Annotated in this window: 17 protein-coding genes and 1 riboswitch; of the genes, 13 read left to right on the forward strand and 4 right to left on the reverse strand. The window is 70.4% G+C overall.

Features of this window, described 5'->3' with window-relative positions:
- Positions 1–208 precede the first annotated feature (208 nt).
- From ABD330_RS03550 to ABD330_RS03570, 5 genes are all read left to right on the forward strand, one after another.
- Positions 209–1,429: a L,D-transpeptidase gene (locus tag ABD330_RS03550; RefSeq protein WP_344460506.1), complete on the forward strand. Its 1,221-nt coding sequence runs from the start codon at positions 209–211 to the stop codon at positions 1,427–1,429.
- Between the two features lie 309 nt (positions 1,430–1,738).
- On the forward strand, positions 1,739–2,206 hold the full coding sequence (locus ABD330_RS03555) for an ATP-binding protein (RefSeq protein ID WP_344460508.1): 468 nt from the start codon (positions 1,739–1,741) through the stop codon (positions 2,204–2,206).
- Between the two features lie 481 nt (positions 2,207–2,687).
- Complete coding sequence (locus tag ABD330_RS03560) at positions 2,688–2,957, forward strand: hypothetical protein (protein ID WP_344460510.1); 270 nt, start codon at positions 2,688–2,690, stop codon at positions 2,955–2,957.
- Positions 2,954–3,283, forward strand: coding sequence for a hypothetical protein (locus ABD330_RS03565; protein WP_344460512.1), 330 nt, complete (start codon positions 2,954–2,956; stop codon positions 3,281–3,283). Before ABD330_RS03560 ends, ABD330_RS03565 begins: the two co-directional genes overlap by 4 nt.
- Positions 3,284–3,537: 254 nt before the next feature.
- On the forward strand, positions 3,538–4,302 hold the full coding sequence (locus tag ABD330_RS03570) for a helix-turn-helix domain-containing protein (protein WP_344460514.1): 765 nt from the start codon (positions 3,538–3,540) through the stop codon (positions 4,300–4,302).
- A 243-nt stretch (positions 4,303–4,545) separates the two neighbouring features.
- Here ABD330_RS03570 and ABD330_RS03575 read toward each other — a convergent pair whose 3' ends face one another.
- From ABD330_RS03575 to gcvT, 4 genes are all read right to left on the reverse strand, one after another.
- Entirely contained in the window at positions 4,546–5,913 is a 1,368-nt protein-coding gene (locus ABD330_RS03575; protein ID WP_344460516.1) for an L-serine ammonia-lyase, read from the reverse strand.
- 175 nt (positions 5,914–6,088) lie between these two features.
- Complete coding sequence (locus tag ABD330_RS03580; RefSeq protein WP_344460518.1) at positions 6,089–7,354, reverse strand: serine hydroxymethyltransferase; 1,266 nt, start codon at positions 7,352–7,354, stop codon at positions 6,089–6,091.
- Positions 7,355–7,487: 133 nt separating this feature from the next.
- Entirely contained in the window at positions 7,488–7,865 is a 378-nt protein-coding gene (gcvH, locus tag ABD330_RS03585) for a glycine cleavage system protein GcvH (protein WP_344460520.1), read from the reverse strand.
- A gap of 160 nt (positions 7,866–8,025) precedes the next feature.
- Positions 8,026–9,159 carry a glycine cleavage system aminomethyltransferase GcvT gene (gcvT, locus tag ABD330_RS03590; protein WP_344460522.1) on the reverse strand — a complete coding sequence of 378 codons (1,134 nt, stop codon included), beginning with the start codon at positions 9,157–9,159 and terminating at the stop codon, positions 8,026–8,028.
- 193 nt (positions 9,160–9,352) lie between these two features.
- Positions 9,353–9,456: riboswitch (glycine riboswitch) on the reverse strand.
- A 191-nt stretch (positions 9,457–9,647) separates the two neighbouring features.
- On the opposite strand from gcvT, the gene ABD330_RS03595 reads away from it, so the two are divergent.
- The 8 genes from ABD330_RS03595 (at position 9,648) to ABD330_RS03630 (ending at position 19,143) form a co-directional block, all read left to right on the forward strand.
- Positions 9,648–10,448 (forward strand): enhanced serine sensitivity protein SseB, encoded by an 801-nt coding sequence (locus ABD330_RS03595; protein ID WP_344460524.1) that lies wholly within the window; start codon positions 9,648–9,650, stop codon positions 10,446–10,448.
- A gap of 180 nt (positions 10,449–10,628) precedes the next feature.
- The gene (locus ABD330_RS03600) at positions 10,629–11,429 is read left to right on the forward strand and encodes an enhanced serine sensitivity protein SseB C-terminal domain-containing protein (RefSeq protein ID WP_344460526.1); all 801 of its coding nucleotides are present in this window, start codon (positions 10,629–10,631) and stop codon (positions 11,427–11,429) included.
- 578 nt (positions 11,430–12,007) lie between these two features.
- Positions 12,008–13,006, forward strand: coding sequence for an ABC transporter permease (locus ABD330_RS03605; RefSeq protein WP_344460528.1), 999 nt, complete (start codon positions 12,008–12,010; stop codon positions 13,004–13,006).
- A gap of 126 nt (positions 13,007–13,132) precedes the next feature.
- On the forward strand, positions 13,133–14,899 hold the full coding sequence (locus ABD330_RS03610; protein ID WP_344460530.1) for an ABC transporter substrate-binding protein: 1,767 nt from the start codon (positions 13,133–13,135) through the stop codon (positions 14,897–14,899).
- A 118-nt stretch (positions 14,900–15,017) separates the two neighbouring features.
- Positions 15,018–16,016, forward strand: coding sequence for an ABC transporter permease (locus ABD330_RS03615; protein WP_344460532.1), 999 nt, complete (start codon positions 15,018–15,020; stop codon positions 16,014–16,016).
- Positions 16,013–17,107 (forward strand): ABC transporter ATP-binding protein, encoded by a 1,095-nt coding sequence (locus tag ABD330_RS03620; protein ID WP_344460534.1) that lies wholly within the window; start codon positions 16,013–16,015, stop codon positions 17,105–17,107. Before ABD330_RS03615 ends, ABD330_RS03620 begins: the two co-directional genes overlap by 4 nt.
- Positions 17,108–17,135: 28 nt before the next feature.
- Complete coding sequence (locus ABD330_RS03625; protein WP_344460536.1) at positions 17,136–18,185, forward strand: ABC transporter ATP-binding protein; 1,050 nt, start codon at positions 17,136–17,138, stop codon at positions 18,183–18,185.
- Between the two features lie 127 nt (positions 18,186–18,312).
- Positions 18,313–19,143, forward strand: a complete 831-nt coding sequence (locus ABD330_RS03630) for a class I SAM-dependent methyltransferase (RefSeq protein ID WP_344460538.1) — start codon at positions 18,313–18,315, stop codon at positions 19,141–19,143.
- Positions 19,144–19,189: the final 46 nt, after the last annotated feature.

Here is a 19,189-nt window from a genome sequence, read left to right on the forward strand (position 1 = left end):
CGTGGTCACCGGCCGCCCCCACCCTCCCGCCGAAGATTCACAACGGAATCCCGGTTATCCTGACCACCCGCACCGCCCGTATGCCCGATCCGAGCCCGGAGCCGGTCCGGGCCGTTGCCCGTTCGTGACGGTATTGACCGCGCCAGGGCGCAACTGATCGGCAGGCGTGAGCGTGTTTACGGCTGGAACCAGGGATGGGGGAGTACGGATGAAGTCCATGGGCAGGGCCCTGGCAGCCGGAGTGCTCGGCGGAGCACTGGCACTCACCACCGCGTGCAGCGGTGGCGGTGGGACCGGCGGGAGCGGTGGCTCCGGGAGCGCGGCGGCCAAGGCCCCGGGTGCCTCCAAGTCCGCCGTCTCGGCGGCGGTACTGAGCATCGAGCCGGCCAACGGCGCGACGGACGTGAAGCCGAGCGGGGCGCTCAAGGTGTCGGTGGCGAGCGGCAAGCTCAGCACCGTCAAGGTGACCGACAAGAGCGGCAAGGCGGTGGCCGGCGCGATATCCGCCGACGGCTCCAGCTGGGCCCCGACGGGCAACCTCTCGATCAGCACCGAGTACCAGGTGAGCGCCCAGGCGGCCGACGCCAACGGCCTGGTCGCGGTCTCCACCAGCGGTTTCACCACCCTGACGCCGGACAAGCAGGCGAACCCGCACGACAACATCTCCGACAACGGCACGTACGGCGTCGGGATGATCGTCTCGCTGACCTTCGACCACGACGTCAAGGACAAGACGGCGGTGACGAGCGGGATCACCTTCGACACCTCCGACAACTCCGTGGTGAAGGGGCACTGGTTCGGCAACCGCCGGGTGGACTTCCGCCCGGAGAAGTACTGGACCCCCGGCACCAAGGTGACCATCCACTACCGGCTGAAGAGCGTCGAGGTGCAGCCCGGCATCTACGGCGGCGTGGACAGCGACGAGCCGTTCACCATCGGCCGCTCGCAGATCAGCACGGTCGACGCGAGCACGCACCAGATGACGGTGGTCCGCAACGGGCAGCCGTACAAGACCATCCCGATCAGCACCGGCGCCTCCGAGCCCAAGTCCTGGAACGCCTACAACGGCACCATGGTGATCGAGGCCAAGGAGGGCACGGCGGTGATGGACTCCTCCACCGTCCCGGGCCTCCAGGGCGCGGCGTACAAGGAGAAGGTCCCGCACTCGCTGCGGCTCACCGACAGCGGCACGTACGTGCACGGCAACAACTGGTCGTCGCACAGCGTCTTCGGGAACACCAACGTCAGCCACGGCTGCGTCGGCCTGGAGGACGCCCCCGGCGACGCGGGTGACGACAACTCCTCGGCCGGCAAGTACTACTCCGACGCGATGGTCGGCGACGTGGTGACGATCCAGCACTCCGTCGGCGAGCAGGTCAGCCCGGACAACGGCCTCAGCGGCTGGAACATCGCCTGGGGCAGCTGGTAACAGCCGGCGTGGCCGGGCAGGGCCCGGCAGGACCCCGACCGGGGGCGCGTGGGACTGCGCGAAGCGGAAGGTGCGGCACCGCCGCCTCCGTTCTCGCGCGCCCCACGCGCCCCCGGCGTCGTCCGGGGCGTGAAACCCCGACATGCTTCTGTCATATGCCAATTGAATAGTGATCGTTTCGTCATTGTCCGTACGCGGCCGCATGCGTTCCGCGATGATTGGCGCATGGCGGGATGGGGCGAGGCGGAATGGGCGGCACTCCCTGGGGCCGGGCCGGGTTCTGACGACTCGTCCAGGGGGAGTTCGCTGGTGCTGGAGTCGCTGGAGCGGCTGACTCCGGACGAGCTGGAGCAGCGGTACTTCGCCCGGTTCTGCGAGGAACTCGCCGCCGAGCGCGAGGTGTTCCTGCCCTCCCGGGCCGAGTTCGTCGGGGTGGCCCGCCGGCTGATCCTCGCCGTCCTCCAGGGCTTCCAACTGCACCAGCAGCTGGAGGCGGGCGAGTTGCTCACCGGCGAGCTGATGGCCAACGCCGTCCGCCACACCGGCGGCCGCACGGCCGGCCTCCGGCTGGCCCGCCGGCCGGGGCGGCTGCGGATCGAGGTCCGCGACTCCTCCCGGGCGCTGCCCTGCCGGATCCTCTCCGAGCCGGGCAACGAGACCGGCTACGGCATGCTGCTGGTGGACGCGCTCGCCGAACGCTGGGGCGCCGACCTGCTGCCGCGCGGCAAGGGCGTCTGGTTCGAACTGAAGGTCAGGGAGCGGGCGTCGCCCCTCTGAGGCACCCGGGCCCGGACATGATGCGGGGCCCCCGGTCCGCCGGATCGGCGCTCTGGGGGCCCCTGCAGGATCACCGCGCCGGCCATGGGGGTGCGTGCCGCGCGGCTCCGCCGACCGGCCCGCCACGGGGCCGGCCGTCGCCCCCGACTATCCCACGGTCTCACTATGTGGGCAAAACAGCCGGGGCCGGTCCGTCAGCACTCGATGACGTTGACCGCGAGGCCGCCGCGCGAGGTCTCCTTGTACGTGACCTTCGAGGAGACCTCGGTCAATCGAGGCTCTGACCTGCGACAGTTGTTGGAACAGTACGCCGAGGTGACCCGCAGGGTGCCGAAGCCGGACCCGGCAGTGACGCGGATGCTGCTGCCGCGCCGACCGCTGGGAAGGCGCTCCGACAGTGAGCGCTGCTCGCTAGAGTGGAGGCTAGCTGCCAGGATCTCCCACAGAAGTCGCCGGCCACAGCGCAGAGCAGGAGGAGCCGATGAGCGCACAGCCCACTGAGGCGTACGGCGCGCATCCCAGAACGCAGGATGAGATCGGGGCTGCGCTGCCGCCTTCCCAGCGGATGGCTTTCTACCGCGACATGGGATCTGCCAACGAGGACGAGATCGCAGGTGTGTTGCGTCGCTGGCGGCTGCGGCTGGAGATCTACAACGACCCTGCCACGCCGCGCGTTCACGCCGCGGTCCAGCAGGGGACGGCTCCTGGGCGGGCCTTGTCGGCAGTCCTGAGGGAGCTCGGGCCGCGGTGAGCGACTGGGACGACCCGTACGACGGCGACGAGGAGCACGACCCGATCGTCTTGTCGCCGCAGGTTGAGGAAGTATTCGACTACGAGGTCACGCCGCCGGACGTGGTCTCGGCGATCGCCGCGTTCCTGGTCGGCCTGCGCGAGACGTTGGACGGTGGGCGGCACCCGGAGCACGCCGAGGAGATCCCGGGTCTGCCAGGCGCTTACCTGGCCCCGTTGGTGCGGGATCTCGGGCTGATTCAGTACCACGCGACCGAGACCCCGTACGGACCGGGGTTCTACGTTGCCAGGGTCGTGCGCACGGACGATTACCCCGACGGCTTCTGAAGCCGCTTGCGCCTTGAGAGGGCAGCCGCAGACGCGGTTTCGGCTGTCACTCGCCTTTTGCGGACTGACTGGAACCAGTTCGGGCGACTGTTGGCCGAGATCGGTCAGACGGCCCGGTCGCCCCCTGTGCTCAGTCAGGCTGTCCACAGGAGACCAAAAAGGGGAAGCATCCTGTGGAGGGCGTAGGCACACCGATCGAGCGTATGCGAGCGCTTGATCATCTCAGTCCGCGCGAAGCGGCGAAGGCATGGGGAGTGCCCAAGGAAGGCCTGACTAACGCCGCAGAGCAGATCAAGCAGATCCGCGCCGGTACCGACCGCTCACTCGCACGAGACCGGCCGCGCTGTCCGGAGCCGGTTACCTCGTTCTACGGGTTTCCCTGCAAGGTTCCGGTCGAGGCGGATATGGAAGTCTGCTACCAGCACCGGCGAGTCAAGGCGAAGCCTGGGGCGGATGTTGCGACATACGCGCTTGCTGCCCTTCAGAACCATGCGAGTTGGGAGCAAGTACGCGAGCGCTTCTGGAACTTGGACAAGCGAGCGTTGCAGCGCGAGCGGCTTCGACTGTCTCGTGAGCTTGAGGCTGGCGCCTCGCTCACCGAGGAGGATTATCGCCTCGCAGCGCTGATTCTCCCGTCGCCGGACCCCGCGACGCAGGGGCGACGGGCTCTGGGGCTGCCTGGGCCGAACGACGGCGTCGGGGACGTTGCTCGTCTCCGGGGCCTCGGTGTTCTGCTGGCTGCGGCTGACGCGGCTGCGGTGGGGTTGCCAGTGAAGAATCCCGCAGCGAAGCGGACTGATTCGCCGCCGGTCAGGAAGGGGCGGCTGCTCCACTCCCTCGCTGAGGCGGCGGAGCACCTGGGAGTAGCGGTGTCGTGGCTCCGTACTGAGTCCTCCGCCGGAAGGGTCCCGTACCGGCTGATCGGGAGTCACCGGATGTTCAGCGAGGAGGACCTCGAGCAGATCGTGAAGGACGCCTACCGGCCGAGCAGTGGGAGGACTCGGTACGGCAGACGCTGACCCGGTCCGCCGGCTGGTACCGGCGTAGGGAGAGCAGGCGTAGCCGTGCCTATCGGGCTGCTCTACGGCTTCGCCGGGAGACCAGAAACCCCTGGTCAGTGTTCTGCTGACCAGGGGTTCGCCAGGGACTTTCCAGGGACTTTCAGAGCCGTCCGAGGGACTTTTCAGGGACTTTCTGCCGTGCAAGCCGGGAAGCCGGTGACAGCTCTGAAAGGATCAAACCCGCAGGTCAGAGCCTGTCTTCTAGCACTCGATGACGTTGACCGCGAGGCCGCCGCGCGAGGTCTCCTTGTACTTGACCTTCATGTCGGCGCCGGTCTCCTTCATGGTCTTGATGGCCTTGTCGAGGGAGACGTGGTGCCGGCCGTCGCCGCGCAGGGCCATCCGGGCGGCGGTGATGGCCTTGACCGAGGCCATGCCGTTGCGCTCGATGCACGGGATCTGGACCAGGCCGCCGACCGGGTCGCAGGTGAGGCCGAGGTTGTGCTCGATGCCGATCTCGGCGGCGTTCTCGACCTGCTCGGGGGAGCCGCCGAGGACCTCGGCCAGGCCGCCGGCCGCCATCGAGCAGGCGGAGCCGACCTCGCCCTGGCAGCCGACCTCGGCGCCGGAGATCGAGGCGTTCTCCTTGAAGAGCATGCCGATCGCGCCGGCCGCCAGCAGGAAGCGGACGATGCCGTCGTCGTCGGCGCCCGGGATGAAGTTCAGGAAGTAGTGCAGGACGGCCGGGATGATGCCCGCCGCGCCGTTGGTCGGCGCGGTGACCACCCGCTGGCCGGAGGCGTTCTCCTCGTTGACCGCCATCGCGTAGAGCGTCACCCACTCCATCGCGTTGGCCGGCCCGATGCCCTCGGCGCGCAGCGCCCGGGCGCCCGAGGCGGCCCGGCGGCGGACCTTCAGGCCGCCCGGCAGGATGCCCTCGCGGGACATGCCGGCCGCGACGCACTCCTGCATGACGCGCCAGATCTCCAGCAGCCCGGTCCGGATCTCCGCCTCGCTGCGCCAGGCCTTCTCGTTCTCCAGCATCAGGCCGGAGATCGACAGCCCGGTCTCCCGGGTGAGGCGCAGCAGTTCCTCGCCGGTGCGGAAGGGGTAGCGCAGGGCGGTGTCGTCGGGCTTGACCCGGTCCGCGCCGATCGCGTCCTCGTCCACCACGAAGCCGCCGCCGACGGAGTAGTACGTCTTCTCCATGACCGGCGCGCCGTTGCCGTCGTACGCGAACAGCGTCATGCCGTTGGCGTGGTACGGCAGCGAGCGGCGGCGGTGCAGGATCAGCTGGGTGTCGGTGTCGAAGGCGATCTCGTGGGTGCCCAGCAGGTGCAGGCGCTTGTCGGCCTTGATCCGCTCGACGTCCCGGTCGGCCTGGTCGACGTCGACCGTGCGCGGGGAGTTGCCCTCCAGGCCCAGCAGGACGGCCTTCGGCGTGCCGTGGCCGTGTCCGGTCGCGCCGAGCGAGCCGAACAGCTCGGCCCGGACGGAGGAGACCTCGGCCAGCAGTCCCTCGGACTTCAGCCGGCGGGCGAACATCCGGGCCGCCCGCATCGGGCCGACGGTGTGGGAGCTGGAGGGCCCGATGCCGATGGAGAAGAGGTCGAACACGCTGAGGGCCACGGGGGACGTCCTTGTCAGGTCTCGTGGAAAGGCAGAAAGGCAGAAAAGCGGGAGCGCAGAACTGCATGGCGCGGCATGGCACGGGGCACCGCAGCCACGTTCCAGTGTGCGCGGTGCCCCGGGGTTTCGGAAGGCGCGACGGGGGTAGTGCCGCGCCTTCCAAAGGAAGAACGGATTACAGGTTCGGGTACAGCGGGTACTTCGCGGCCAGCGCGGCGACGCGGGCGCTCAGAACGGCCGTCCGGGCCTCGTCGAAGCCCGGGAGCAGCGTCTCGGCGATGATCTCCGCGACTTCGCGGAAGTCCTCGGCCTGGAAGCCGCGGGTGGCCAGCGCCGGGGTGCCGATCCGCAGGCCGGAGGTGACCATCGGCGGGCGCGGGTCGTTCGGGACGGCGTTCCGGTTGACCGTGATGCCGACCGCGTGCAGGCGGTCCTCGGCCTGCTGGCCGTCCAGCTCGCTGTTGCGCAGGTCCACCAGGACCAGGTGCACGTCGGTGCCGCCGGACAGCACGGACACACCGGCGGCGGTGGCGTCGTCCTGGAGCAGGCGCTCGGCGAGGATCTTGGCGCCCTCCAGGGTGCGGACCTGGCGCTCCTTGAACTCCTCGGAGGCGGCGACCTTGAAGGCCACGGCCTTGCCGGCGATGACGTGCTCCAGCGGGCCGCCCTGCTGGCCGGGGAAGACCGCGGAGTTGATCTTCTTGGCGTACTCGGCCTTGCAGAGGATGACGCCGCCGCGCGGGCCGCCCAGGGTCTTGTGGGTGGTGGTGGTGACCACGTCGGCGTACGGCACCGGGGAGGGGTGCAGGCCCGCGGCGACCAGACCGGCGAAGTGCGCCATGTCGACCATGAGCAGGGCGCCGACCTCGTCGGCGATCCGGCGGAACTCGGCGAAGTCCAGCTGGCGCGGGTAGGCGGACCAGCCGGCGATGATCAGCTTGGGCTGGGTCTCCTTGGCCAGGCGCTCGACCTCGGCCATGTCCACCACGCCGGTCTCGTCCACGTGGTACGCGGCCACGTTGTAGAGCTTGCCGGAGAAGTTGATCTTCATGCCGTGGGTCAGGTGGCCGCCGTGGGCCAGGCTCAGGCCCAGGATGGTGTCGCCCGGCTGGATCAGCGCGAACATCGCCGCGGCGTTGGCCTGCGCGCCGGAGTGCGGCTGCACGTTGGCGTGCTCGGCGCCGAACAGCTCCTTGATCCGGTCGATCGCGATCTGCTCGACCACGTCGACGTGCTCGCAGCCGCCGTAGTAGCGCTTGCCGGGGTAGCCCTCGGCGTACTTGTTGGTCAGGACCGAGCCCTGGGCCTCCATGACCGCCACCGGGGCGAAGTTCTCGGAGGCGATCATCTCAAGGGTGGTCTGCTGGCGGTGCAGCTCGGCGTCGACCGCGGCGGCGATCTCGGGGTCGAGTGCGTGCAGGGACTGGTTCAGAACCGTCATGGTGGGTCTTCCCGTCATGGGGCTTCCGCGTCCGGCACGACCGAGAAGGGGGATGGCCGGGCGGCGCGGAGGGCAGTGGACCAAGGGGGAAGGGCGGCCGCCGCGCTGCGGCCGCCCCCGGCAGGAGGTTGGGTCAGGCGCCGATGAAGGCGTCGTACTCGGCCGAGCTGAGCAGCTCGTCCTGGACGGACTCGACCTGGACCTTGAACAGCCAGGCGTTGCCGAACGGGTCCGCGTTCACCGAGGCCGGGTCGTCCACGACGTCCGTGTTGACCTCGGTGACCTTGCCGGTGACCGGCGAGTACAGGTCACTGACCGACTTGGTGGACTCCAGCTCGCCGCAGGTCTCACCGGCCTCGACCTCTGCGCCGACCTCGGGCAGCTGGACGTAGACGATGTCACCGAGCGCGTCGGCCGCGTGCTTGGTGATGCCGATGGTCGACACGCCGTCCTCGACGGCGGTCAGCCACTCGTGCTCCTTGCTGTACTGCAGGTTCGTGGGGTTGCTCATGGCGTCATTCTCCAGGATCGCAAGAGGGTAGGGCGCAGCCGTCCGCTGAGCGGACCGGACCGGACCAGAGGGGTGATGGAGCCGGACTGGGGTCCCCGCCGGGAACGGCCGCCCGGCGGCACGGTGGACCCGTGCCCGGCAGGCCGGCCGGCGGAGTCGCTCAGCGGGCGCGCTTGTAGAACGGCAGCGCGACGACCTCGACCGGCTCGTGCTTGCCGCGGACGTCCACGGCCACCGCGGTGCCGGGCGCGGCGTGGGCCGCGTCCACGTACGCGATGGCGATCGGCTTGCCGAGGGTGGGGGAGGGGGCGCCGGAGGTGATCCGCCCGATCGGGGTGCCGTCCGTGCTGACGACCGCGTACTCGGCGCGCGGGACGCGCTTGCCCTCGGAGACCAGGCCGACCAGCTTGCGCGGAGGGTTGGACTCGGCCTCGGCGGCCGCGGCCTCCAGCGCCTTGCGGCCGACGAACTCGCCGTTGTTGGTGGTCTTGTCGAAGCGGACGACCCGGCCCAGGCCCGCGTCGAACGGCGTCAGGTCGGTGTTCAGCTCGTGCCCGTACAGCGGCATGCCCGCCTCCAGGCGCAGCGTGTCGCGGCAGGACAGGCCGCACGGGACGAGGCCGACGGGGGCGCCCGCCTCGGTCAGCGCGTTCCAGATGTGCTCGGCGTCGGCGGGGGCGCAGAAGATCTCGAAGCCGTCCTCGCCGGTGTAGCCGGTGCGGGCGAGCTCGACGTTCCGGCCGGCCACCACGGCGGGCAGGATCGCGTAGTACTTCAGGCCGGGCAGGTCGGCGTCGGTCTGCGAGGCCAGGATGCCGTTCGCCTCCGGGCCCTGGACGGCGAGCAGCGCGTACGCGTCCCGGTCGTCGCGGACGACGGCGTCGAAGCCGGCCGCGCGCTCGGTCAGCGCGTCCAGCACGACCTGCGCGTTGGAGGCGTTGGCGACGACCATGAACTCGGTCTCGCCGGTGCGGTAGACGATCAGGTCGTCCAGGATGCCGCCGTCCTCGCGGCAGATCATCGTGTAGCGGGCGCGCAGCTCGCCGAGCGCGGAGATGAAGCCGACCAGCGCGTGGTCGAGCAGCTCGCCGGCCTGCGGGCCGGTCACGGTGATCTCGCCCATGTGCGAGAGGTCGAAGAGGCCGGCCTTGGTGCGGACGGCCAGGTGCTCCTCGCGCTCGCTGCCGTAGCGCAGCGGCATGTCCCAGCCCGCGAAGTCGGTCATCGTGGCGCCGAGCGAGCGGTGCAGCGCGTCGAGCGCGGTGAGACGGGGAACGGCCTGCTCAACAGACATGACGGTGGCTCCTTGGCTGGGCACTCAGGGGTGGCACGCGGGGCGTGTGACCTGCGTACGGGCATGCGGGGGCGAAGTCTCCCCATCTGTCGTCGCAACCTGAGAGCTTCACCGCCACTGTCCCGAGGACAAGGATGGCGGCTTGCACCGTGGGTGGGCGCACGGCGCGGCCGTGTCCACTTTCCAGATGTGCCTAGCCCGTGCGGTAGGGGTGCCTGAGAGATTCCGGGGAGGACTTGCTCCTTCGGCGCCGGCCCGTGCCCGTGGGGGCACTCCGGACTCTCCCGCGCGGGTTCGAGCGGCCGTTATGGAGTTGAGGGTCCTACTGGGAAGACGCGCCCATCATGGCATGCCGCGCGGGCGCACGGGAGAGGGGCCCGGATCTCCCTGTCATCTCGGCGGCCTCGCCGGTCCTCCTGCGGTACCGGCCCGACCGCTACCCTCTTGATGTCGGTCAACACGGGCACGAGGGGCGGTACCAGAGGCGGATGGACGACCCGGCGGTAGGGACACAGTCATGGGCCGAGCCGGGGACGGCTCCGCAGGGCGGCGGTTGGCCCGCCAACGAGTTGGAGCAGGTGCTCACGGCCGCGCTCGGCGACCCGGGCGCCACGCCCAGGGTGATCGAGGTGCTGGCCCGCAGCCAGCTGTGGATCCCGCTGCCGGCCGGGGCCGATCCGCAGGGCCAGGCGCTGGACCTGCCGACGATCGAGCTGGCCGGCTCCCCGTACGTACCGGTCTTCTCCTCGCAGGAGCAGTTCCTCCAGCACGCCCCCGGCGTGCCGTTCGCCATCGCCCCGGCCTGGGAGTTCGCCCGCGGGCTGCCGCTCGGCATCGGCATCGCCGTCAACCCGGAGGCGCCGGTCGGCATCCCGGTGCCGCCCGAGGGGGTCGGTGAGCTGCGGCGCGGTCCGCAGGAGGCCCGTTGGGAGCAGCAGGCGGCCGGCCGGGCGGAGGGCGGCCGGGTCGCGCTGCGGGAGCCGGAGCCGCACGAGGAGCCGTACGCCTTCCTGGCCGCCGCGATCACCGAGATGTCCCAGCTGCCGGGCGTGCTGACGGCCCGTCGGGCGCTGGCGAGCGTGGAGGGGGAGGCGCCGGCGCTGTTCGTCGGCGTCCAGCTGGACCCGGCCTGGGCCGCCGACCCCGCCCACGTCAACGAGGCGCTCGGCCGCGCCCTGGGAACCGCCCCGCCGCCCTGGGGCGTCCACCTGGTGCTCCTCGACCTGGTCGCCGACCCGGTGGTCGAGTGGCTGCTGACCCGGGTGCGGCCGTTCTACGCCAGGGGCTGAGGGGGCCGGCCGTGCGCGGCCCCGGATGCGCGCAACTGCGCGCAAGCGGGCCCGACGGCACCGGAATCTCCCGCCGCGCGCAGTGGGCCGCGCCCCTGGGGCCGGGTGTGGGCGGTGAAGCATAGGCTGCCCCCCGACACGTGGCCCCGACAAGCGGGGACGACGCAGAGAGGACTCGACGTGAGCGCCGGAGCGGCAGGCGGCAACGCGCTGGAACGCGCCCTGCGCGAGGTCGCGCCGGAGCGCTACGACGCGTACGAGAACCTGCTCCGCGCCCTCGCCGAGGGCCAGGTCTGGATGCTGCTCTGGCACGGCAGTCCGGGCAGCCCGGACGCCCAGTACGGGAACATGGACGTCGCCGGACAGGGCTACGCCCCCGCCGCCACCTCCTCCGGGCAGCTCGCCGCCAGCGGCTGGGCCCGGGCGCACGAGGTGATCTCCGGCCCGGAGATCGCCGCCGCGCTCTACCGCACCCGCTGGGGCCTCTGGCTCGACCCGCACGTCCCCGGCGGCGGCGTCGGCATCCCGTGGGCCGACCTCAGACGGGTGGCCGGCGGCCTGGACCGGCTGCCGGCCGGGCCGCTCGGGCTGAGCGAGCCGCAGGTGTCCGCGCCGCAGTTCTACGCGCTGCTCGAACAGCAGGCCGTCGACGTCCGGCCCGTCCGGGCGCTCCGCCGGGCCTGGGTGCGCCCCGCGCTCGGCGAGCCGTACCTCGCGATCGGCCTCGACCTGTACGACACCTCGCCGCCCGCCGTCGAGGCCGTCCGGGCCCTGGTGCAGCGGGCGCTCCCGCACGCGCCCGAGGGCCTCGCCGTCTCCACCGTGGTGCTGGCCGACGACTACGATCCGGTCGCGTTGTGGATGCGCGCGCACGCCCGGCCGTTCTTCGACCGCGAGGCCCGGCCCGGCCCGTCGCAGACGTCCGCCCAGCCCGGGTACGGCTGGCCGCAGCAGCCCTGGACAGGGCACCCCGCGCGCTGAACCACGTTCGTACCCAACCGGGTTGACTCTCAGTCACAATGGTGCACGGGTCTTGACAGACTTGTTGCGGGCGCGTGAAGAGGCCTATGCCGCAAGATCACCGGTGTATGTCGACAGATCACAGTTGGGCATCCTTCGGCGGCCAGGTCTGGCGTAAGTCCGTCCGAATGACGGAGAGTCTGCGCAGTGCAGTGCGCGGGACGGGCCTCAAAAAGGCGAACGCGCATCCTGGACGCATGATCACCGCGCGATGTGCACCTCCGCGCGGCAGCACCCCGGTGCGCCCTGCTCCGCCTGCAAGAGCCCTACCTCCAAGCTCCACTCGTAGCTCTCCGTACCGCCCGCACCCGACGACGCGCCCCCCACACAGCGCGCCGGCCAGGTGCGTACCCCTGACAACGATTTCTGCACCGCCGAACTGCCGAACCGGCAACGGCACCACCGCACCGACGCACCGCACCGCACCAGTACGCGACAACCGGACCGTCCTCGGCTCCGGGTCCTGATCGGGCCCGGGCGCATCGTGTACGGCTTGGACCGTGGGCCGGCCACCGTCGGCGAGGGGAACGAACTGACTCATGATCACACCCACCGAGACCACCGGCACCGCCGCCGGGGCAGAGCCTGACCCGGCCGTGGCCGCCGTCACGCCGAAGAAGATCGAAGGCCGGTCGCCCGGCCGGATCGCCTGGGACCGCCTCAAGAGAGACAAGGTCGCCCTCGCGGGCGGCATCGTGGTGATCCTGCTGATCCTGGCGGCGATCTTCGCCCCGGTGCTGACCGCGCTCTTCGGTCACCCGGTCGACCAGCCGCACCCGGACCAGATCAACCCGGACCTCGGCCTGCCCAAGGGCGCGTTCGGCGGCATGAGCAGCGACTACCTGCTCGGCGTCGACCCGACCTTCGGCCGCGACGTCTTCAGCCGGATCGTCTACGGCGCCCAGATCTCCCTGACCGTGGCCTTCCTGGCCGCCGGCGTCTCGGTGGTCATCGGTGTGCTGATGGGTATCGCGGCCGGCTACTTCGGCGGCTGGGTGGACGCGGCGATCAGCCGGACGATGGACGTGCTGCTGGCCTTCCCGCAGCTGCTCTTCAGCATCGCCCTGGTCTCCGTGATGCCCAACACGCTCTTCGGACTGACCGGCAGCGGCGTCCGGATGGCCATCCTCGTCCTGGTCATCGGCTTCTTCGGCTGGCCCTACATCGGGCGCATCGTCCGTGGCCAGGCCCTGTCGATGCGCGAACGCGAGTTCGTCGACGCGGCCCGCAGCCTGGGCGCCGGCAGTGTCCACATCCTGCTGCGCGAGCTGCTCCCCAACCTGGTGGCCCCGATCCTGGTCTACACGACCCTGATCATCCCCACCAACATCCTGAGCGAAGCCGCTCTCAGCTTCCTCGGCGCCGGTGTCAAGCCGCCGACTCCCTCCTGGGGTCAGATGCTCTCCGACGCCACGAAGATCTACACCGCGGACCCGACCTACATGGTCGTCCCCGGTCTGGCGATCTTCATCACGGTCCTCGCCTTCAACCTGTTCGGCGACGGCCTGCGCGACGCGCTCGACCCCAAGGGCAACTGAGCCCGCCGCACTTCCCAACCCCTGCGGCCGGCCGCACCCCCATGAACCGGCCCACCAACTCGGGGGCGTCACCACACCCTCGGCGGACCGCTCAGGCCCGCACACCCTTCAGGAGGATCCGTACCCATGACGCGTAACAGGACGCTCGCAGCCGCCGCTCTGGTGGCGACGCTGGCCCTCACCACCTCCGCGTGCGGCGGTTCGAGCAGTGGCGGCTCCGGCGCCTCCGCGAGCGCCAGCGCCGGCGGCTTCAACGGCGCCGTCGACAAGGTGCTGAACCCCTCTGACAAGAAGGGTGGCACGCTCAACCTCTGGACCAGCACGGACGTCGACTCGCTCGACCCGGGCCGCGCGTACTACGCCTCGGTCTGGAACTACGAGCGCTACTACGCCCGTACGCTGCTCGCGTTCGACGGCAAGCCCGGCAAGGACGGCCTCAAGCTCGTCCCGGACCTCGCCTCCGCGCAGCCGACCGTCTCGGCCGACGGCAAGACCTACACCTTCAAGATGCGCTCCGGCCTGAAGTTCGAGGACGGCTCGCCGATCACCTCGAAGGACATCAAGTACGGCATCGAGCGCGTCTTCGCGCAGGACGTCGTCTCCGGCGGCCCGACGTACATGATCAACGAGCTGGACCAGGGCCAGAACTACAAGGGCCCGTACACCGACACCGACCCCAACAAGCTGGGGCTCAAGACGGTCACCACCCCGGACGACACCACCATCGTCTTCTCGCTGGCGAAGGCCGACTCGTCCTTCCCGTACCTGCTGGCCATGGGCACCTCGGCGCCGGTCCCGCAGAAGCAGGACACCGGTTCCAAGTACGGCGACCACCCGGTCTCCTCGGGCCCGTACAAGTTCAAGACCATCCAGCCGGGCAAGAGCTACACGCTCGTCCGCAACGAGAACTGGGACCCGGCCTCGGACCCGTTCCGCAAGGCCCTGCCGGACGAGGTCGACCTCACGGTCACCACCAACTCCGACGACATGGACCAGCGTCTGCTGGACGGCACCGCGGACCTCGACTGGAGCCAGACCGGTCTCTCGCAGGCCGCCCAGGTGAAGGTCCTCCAGGACCCGAAGCTGAAGGCCAACTCGGACGACCCGTACAACGGCTTCATCCGCTTCATCTCGATCCAGCCGAAGGTCGCCCCCTTCGACAACATCCACTGCCGCAACGCGGTGATGTACGCGGCGGACACCACCGCGCTGCAGACCGCCCGCGGCGGCTCGTCGGCCGGCTCGCTGTTCGGCTCGATGCTGCCCCCGAACATCCTCGGCTCGGACGACTACGACCCGTTCGGTCTGACCAAGGGCAAGCCCGACCTGACCAAGGCCAAGGCGGAGCTCGCGGCCTGTGGCAAGCCTGACGGCTTCAAGACCACCATCGCCGTCCGCGGGAACAAGGCCAAGGAGGTCAACTCGGCCATCGCCCTGCAGACCGCCATGAAGGCCATCGGCGTCACGATCGACGTGTACCAGTACGACGGCAAGCTGTACCAGTCCGTCGTGGGTGCGCCCGACGTCGTCCACAGCAAGGGCTACGGCCTGATCGTCATGGGCTGGGGTGCCGACTACCCGAACGGCGCCGGCTTCATGCAGCCGCTGATGGACGGCCGCTTCATCACGCAGAACGGCAACAGCAACTACCCGGAGACGAACGACCCGCAGATCAACTCCCTGTTCGACCAGGCTGCTGCGGAGACCGACCCGGCCAAGGCTGCGGCGCTCTACACCCAGATCAACCACAAGGTCACCGACAGCGCGGTGTGGCTGCCGATCGTCGCCGACAAGGCGCTGAACTACCGCAACCCGCGTCTGACCAACGTCTACGTCACCGACGCCTTCGGCGAGGTCGACTTCCAGGCTCTCGGCGTCTCCGACGGCAAGTGACCTGAACCGCCCGCTTCCGTAGTTCGCTCAGCTAGTCCGAAGGGCAGGTGAGGGCTTCGCCGGGGCCGGCCGGGACTCCTACAGGGGGACCGGCCGGCGCCCGGCGGCGCCGACCGCAATGCTCGTGTATTTCATTCGACGGCTCGTCAATGTCGTCGCCATGCTGCTGGTGGTCTCCGCAGTCACGTTCGGCATCTTCTTCATGGTGCCGAAGCTGACCGGTAGCGACCCGGCCCTGCTGTACGTCGGCAAGATCGCCGACAAGGCCGCGATCGAGGGCATCCGGCACAAGATGGGCCTCGACAAGTCGATCATCGAGCAGTACTTCCTGTTCCTGAAGGGCTTGTTCGTCGGGCGCGACTACAGCACCGGCGTGGACGTCACCCACTGCTCCGCCCCGTGCTTCGGTTACTCCTTCAAGACCGAGCAGGAGGTGTGGCCCCTGCTGCTCGACCGGCTGGGCGTCACCGCCTCGCTGGCTGCCGGCGCGGCCGTCCTGTGGCTGGTGTTCGGCACCCTGACCGGTGTCGTCTCCGCCCTCAAGCGGCGCACCCTGCTCGACCGCTTCACCATGACCACCGCGCTCGCCGGTGTCTCGCTGCCGATCTACTTCACCGGCATGATCAGCATCGCGATCTTCGTGCACCAGCTCGGCTGGTTCCCGAACGGCTACGTCGAGCTGGCCAAGGACCCGGTCGCCTGGTTCCAGAACCTGGTGCTGCCCTGGGTCACCCTCGCCTTCCTGTACGCCGCGACGTACGCCCGGCTCACCCGGGCCACGCTGCTGGAGGTACTCGGCGAGGACTACATCCGCACCGCCCGGGCCAAGGGCCTCGGCGAGCGGACGGTCATCGGCAAGCACGCCATGCGCTCCACCCTCACCCCGATCCTCACCGTCTTCGGCATGGACCTCGGCGGCCTGATCGGTGGCGCGGTCCTCACCGAGACCACGTACAACTTCCGCGGGCTCGGCTACGAGGCGGTCGCGGCGATCAGCGCCAGCGACCTCCCGGTGATCATGGGTGTGACCCTCTTCGCCGGATTCTTCATCATCCTGGCAAACCTGCTGGTTGACGTGTTGTACGCCGTTGTCGATCCTCGGGTGAGGCTGGCATGAGCAAGACCCAGAACTCCACCGCCACCTCCGCGCTGTCGGTGCCGAGTGCGGAAGGCCCCGAGGGCTTCCTCACCGTGCGCGACCTGCGGGTGCACTTCCCCACCGACGACGGCCTGGTCAAGTCCGTCGACGGGCTCAACTTCTCGCTGGAGAAGGGCAAGACCCTCGGCATCGTCGGCGAGTCCGGCTCCGGGAAGTCCGTCACCTCGCTGTCCATCATGGGCCTGCACCGGATGGGCACCAAGCGCGGCGCCCCGAAGATCTCCGGCGAGGTCTGGCTGGACGGCGAGGAGCTGATCTCCGCCGACCCCGACCGGGTCCGGAAGCTGCGCGGCCAGAAGATGGCGATGATCTTCCAGGACCCGCTGACCGCGATGCACCCGTACTACACGGTCGGCCAGCAGATCATCGAGGGCTACCGGGCGCACCACCCCGGCACGAGCAAGAAGGAGGCCCGCACCCGGGCCATCGAGATGCTCGACCGGGTCGGCATCCCGCAGCCCGACAAGCGCGTCGACGGCTACCCGCACGAGTTCTCGGGCGGTATGCGCCAGCGCGCGATGATCGCGATGGCCCTGGTCAACGACCCGTCGCTGCTGATCGCCGACGAGCCGACCACCGCCCTGGACGTCACCGTCCAGGCGCAGATCCTGGACCTGATCCGGGACCTGCAGAAGGAGTTCGGCTCGGCGGTCATCATCATCACGCACGACCTCGGCGTGGTGGCCGAACTCGCCGACGACATCCTGGTGATGTACGGCGGCAAGTGCATCGAGAAGGGCCCGGCGGCGCAGCTGTTCGAGTCCCCCGAGCACCCCTACACCTGGGGTCTGCTCGGCTCGATGCCGCGCCTGGACCGCGAGCTCCAGGAGCGGCTGATCCCGGTCAAGGGCACCCCGCCCAGCCTGATCAACGTGCCGTCGGGCTGTGCGTTCCACCCGCGCTGCCCGTACGCGGAGCTGACCGGGGGCCGGTCGACGAGCGAACTGCCGGTGCTGGCCGAGGCCGGCCCGAAGCACTTCGCCGCCTGCCACATCCCGGCGGCCGACCGGCACCGGATCTTCACCGACGAGATCGCGCCCCGGCTGTGAGCCCGTACCACCTTTCAGGAGAAAACTCATGACGGACAGTCAGACGGCGACGATCCCCGCGCCGGCACCTGCGTCCGACCGCGAGCCGCTGCTCAAGGTGACGGGCCTCAAGAGGCACTTCCCGATCACCAAGGGTCTGTTCGCGCGCAAGACCGGCGCCGTCCACGCGGTGGACGGCATCGACTTCACCGTGAACGCGGGGGAGACCCTCGGCGTGGTCGGCGAGTCCGGCTGTGGCAAGTCGACCATGGGCCGACTGGTCACCCGGCTGGACGAGCCCACCGACGGCAAGGTCGAGTTCGACGGCAAGGACATCACCCACCTGGGTACCTCGGCGATGCGTCCGTTCCGCCGCGACATCCAGATGATCTTCCAGGACCCGTACTCCTCGCTCAACCCGCGGCAGACCGTCGGCACCATCGTCGGTGCGCCGTTCAAGCTGCAGAAGGTCGAGACCGAGCACGGCACCAAGCGCGCCGTCCAGGACCTGCTGGAGCTGTGCGGTCTCAGCCCGGAGCACTACAACCGCTACCCGCACGAGTTCTCCGGCGGCCAGCGCCAGCGCATCGGCATCGCCCGTGCCCTGGCCCTGAAGCCGAAGATGATCGTCGCGGACGAGCCGGTCTCGGCGCTGGACGTCTCCATCCAGGCGCAGGTCGTCAACCTCCTCGACGACCTGCAGAAGGAACTCGGGCTGACGTACCTGATCATCGCGCACGACCTCTCGGTGGTCCGGCACGTCTCGGACCGGGTCGCGGTGATGTACCTGGGCAAGATCGTCGAGATCGCGGACCGGGACTCGCTGTACAAGGCGCCGCTGCACCCGTACACCAACGCGCTGATGTCGGCCGTCCCGACGCCCGACCCGAGCCGCAAGGAGCAGCGGGAGCGCATCCTGCTGACCGGTGACGTCCCGTCGCCGATCAACCCGCCGAGCGGTTGCCGCTTCCGCACCCGCTGCTGGAAGGCCCAGGACATCTGCGCCTCCCAGGAGCCGCCGCTGGCACTCATGAAGACCGGCCACCAGGTGGCCTGCCACTTCCCGGAGAACACCGGCTCGGAGACCGCCGCCAAGTGAGCTGATCCCAGCCGTACCGAGGCCGGGCCGGACGTCCCCAGGGACGTCCGGCCCGGCCTCCGGCATAGGTAGGGTGGCCGGGGCACGACCGGACGGCCATCGGGCCGGACGGCGTAGGAGAACACAGATGAGCACGACGGACTTCGCGGAGTTCGAGCGCAGCGGGTGGGCGCGGCGCAGCGGTACGTACGACGGCGGGTTCGGCGCGATGACGGCCGGCCTGCACGAGGCCCTGCTCGACGCGGCCGGAGCCGCCCCGGGCGTCCGGCTGCTCGAAGTCGGCTGCGGCACCGGCCGGCTGGCCGCCGGGGCGGTGGCCCGGGGCGCCGAGGTGGTCGCCACCGACGGGGTGCGGCAGATGGTCGCGGTCGCCGCCGAGGCGCTGCCGGGCGTCCGGGTGCTGCACGCGGAGCTGCCCGGACTGCCCTTCCCGGACGGCGGGTTCGACGCGGCGGTGGGGGCGTTCGTGATCAACCACGTGCCCGACCCGCCCGCCGCCGTCCGCGAACTGGCCCAGGTGGTCCGCCCGGGCGGCCGGGTCGCCCTGTCCTGCTGGGACACCCTCGCCCGCAACCGCGCCCAGGGCGTCTTCTTCGACGCCGTCACCGCCGTCGGCGCCACCCCGCCCGCCGGCCTCCCCGGTGCCTCCCCCTTCGCCCGCCACGCGGCCCCGGCCGGGTTCGCCGCCCTGCTCGGCGCCGCCGGCCTGACCGACGTCCGGGTCGAGCACGTCACCTGGACCCACCGGGTCGACCCGGACCGGTGGTGGCGGGACGTCCTGACGGGCACGGTCCTCACCTCCTCCCTGATCGAGGGGCAGCCGGCCGGGACGCTCGCCAGGATCCGCGCCGCCTACGACGGCCTGGTGGCGGCCCACGCGCCGGCGGGCGGCGACGGCACGGTCGATCTCCCGGTCGCGGCGCTGCTCGCGGTGGGGACCCGGCCGGAGCGCCCGTAAGCGGCCCGCCGGGCCCGGCCGGCGGGGGGTGGCAGGCCGTCGGGTG

It is taken from the genome of Kitasatospora kazusensis (genome assembly GCF_039529945.1).
GTDB lineage: Bacteria > Actinomycetota > Actinomycetes > Streptomycetales > Streptomycetaceae > Kitasatospora > Kitasatospora kazusensis.

Excerpts from the sequence above, each read along its gene's own strand:
- ABD330_RS03550 (WP_344460506.1), top strand. The coding sequence starts at position 209 with ATGAAGTCCATGGGCAGGGCCCTGGCAGCCGGAGTGCTCGGCGGAGCA.
- ABD330_RS03560 (WP_344460510.1), top strand. The coding sequence starts at position 2,688 with ATGAGCGCACAGCCCACTGAGGCGTACGGCGCGCATCCCAGAACGCAG.
- ABD330_RS03580 (WP_344460518.1), bottom strand. The coding sequence starts at position 7,354 with ATGACGGTTCTGAACCAGTCCCTGCACGCACTCGACCCCGAGATCGCC.
- gcvH (WP_344460520.1), bottom strand. The coding sequence starts at position 7,865 with ATGAGCAACCCCACGAACCTGCAGTACAGCAAGGAGCACGAGTGGCTG.
- gcvT (WP_344460522.1), bottom strand. The coding sequence starts at position 9,159 with ATGTCTGTTGAGCAGGCCGTTCCCCGTCTCACCGCGCTCGACGCGCTG.
- ABD330_RS03595 (WP_344460524.1), top strand. The coding sequence starts at position 9,648 with ATGGACGACCCGGCGGTAGGGACACAGTCATGGGCCGAGCCGGGGACG.
- ABD330_RS03605 (WP_344460528.1), top strand. The coding sequence starts at position 12,008 with ATGATCACACCCACCGAGACCACCGGCACCGCCGCCGGGGCAGAGCCT.
- ABD330_RS03610 (WP_344460530.1), top strand. The coding sequence starts at position 13,133 with ATGACGCGTAACAGGACGCTCGCAGCCGCCGCTCTGGTGGCGACGCTG.
- ABD330_RS03615 (WP_344460532.1), top strand. The coding sequence starts at position 15,018 with ATGCTCGTGTATTTCATTCGACGGCTCGTCAATGTCGTCGCCATGCTG.
- ABD330_RS03620 (WP_344460534.1), top strand. The coding sequence starts at position 16,013 with ATGAGCAAGACCCAGAACTCCACCGCCACCTCCGCGCTGTCGGTGCCG.
- ABD330_RS03625 (WP_344460536.1), top strand. The coding sequence starts at position 17,136 with ATGACGGACAGTCAGACGGCGACGATCCCCGCGCCGGCACCTGCGTCC.
- ABD330_RS03630 (WP_344460538.1), top strand. The coding sequence starts at position 18,313 with ATGAGCACGACGGACTTCGCGGAGTTCGAGCGCAGCGGGTGGGCGCGG.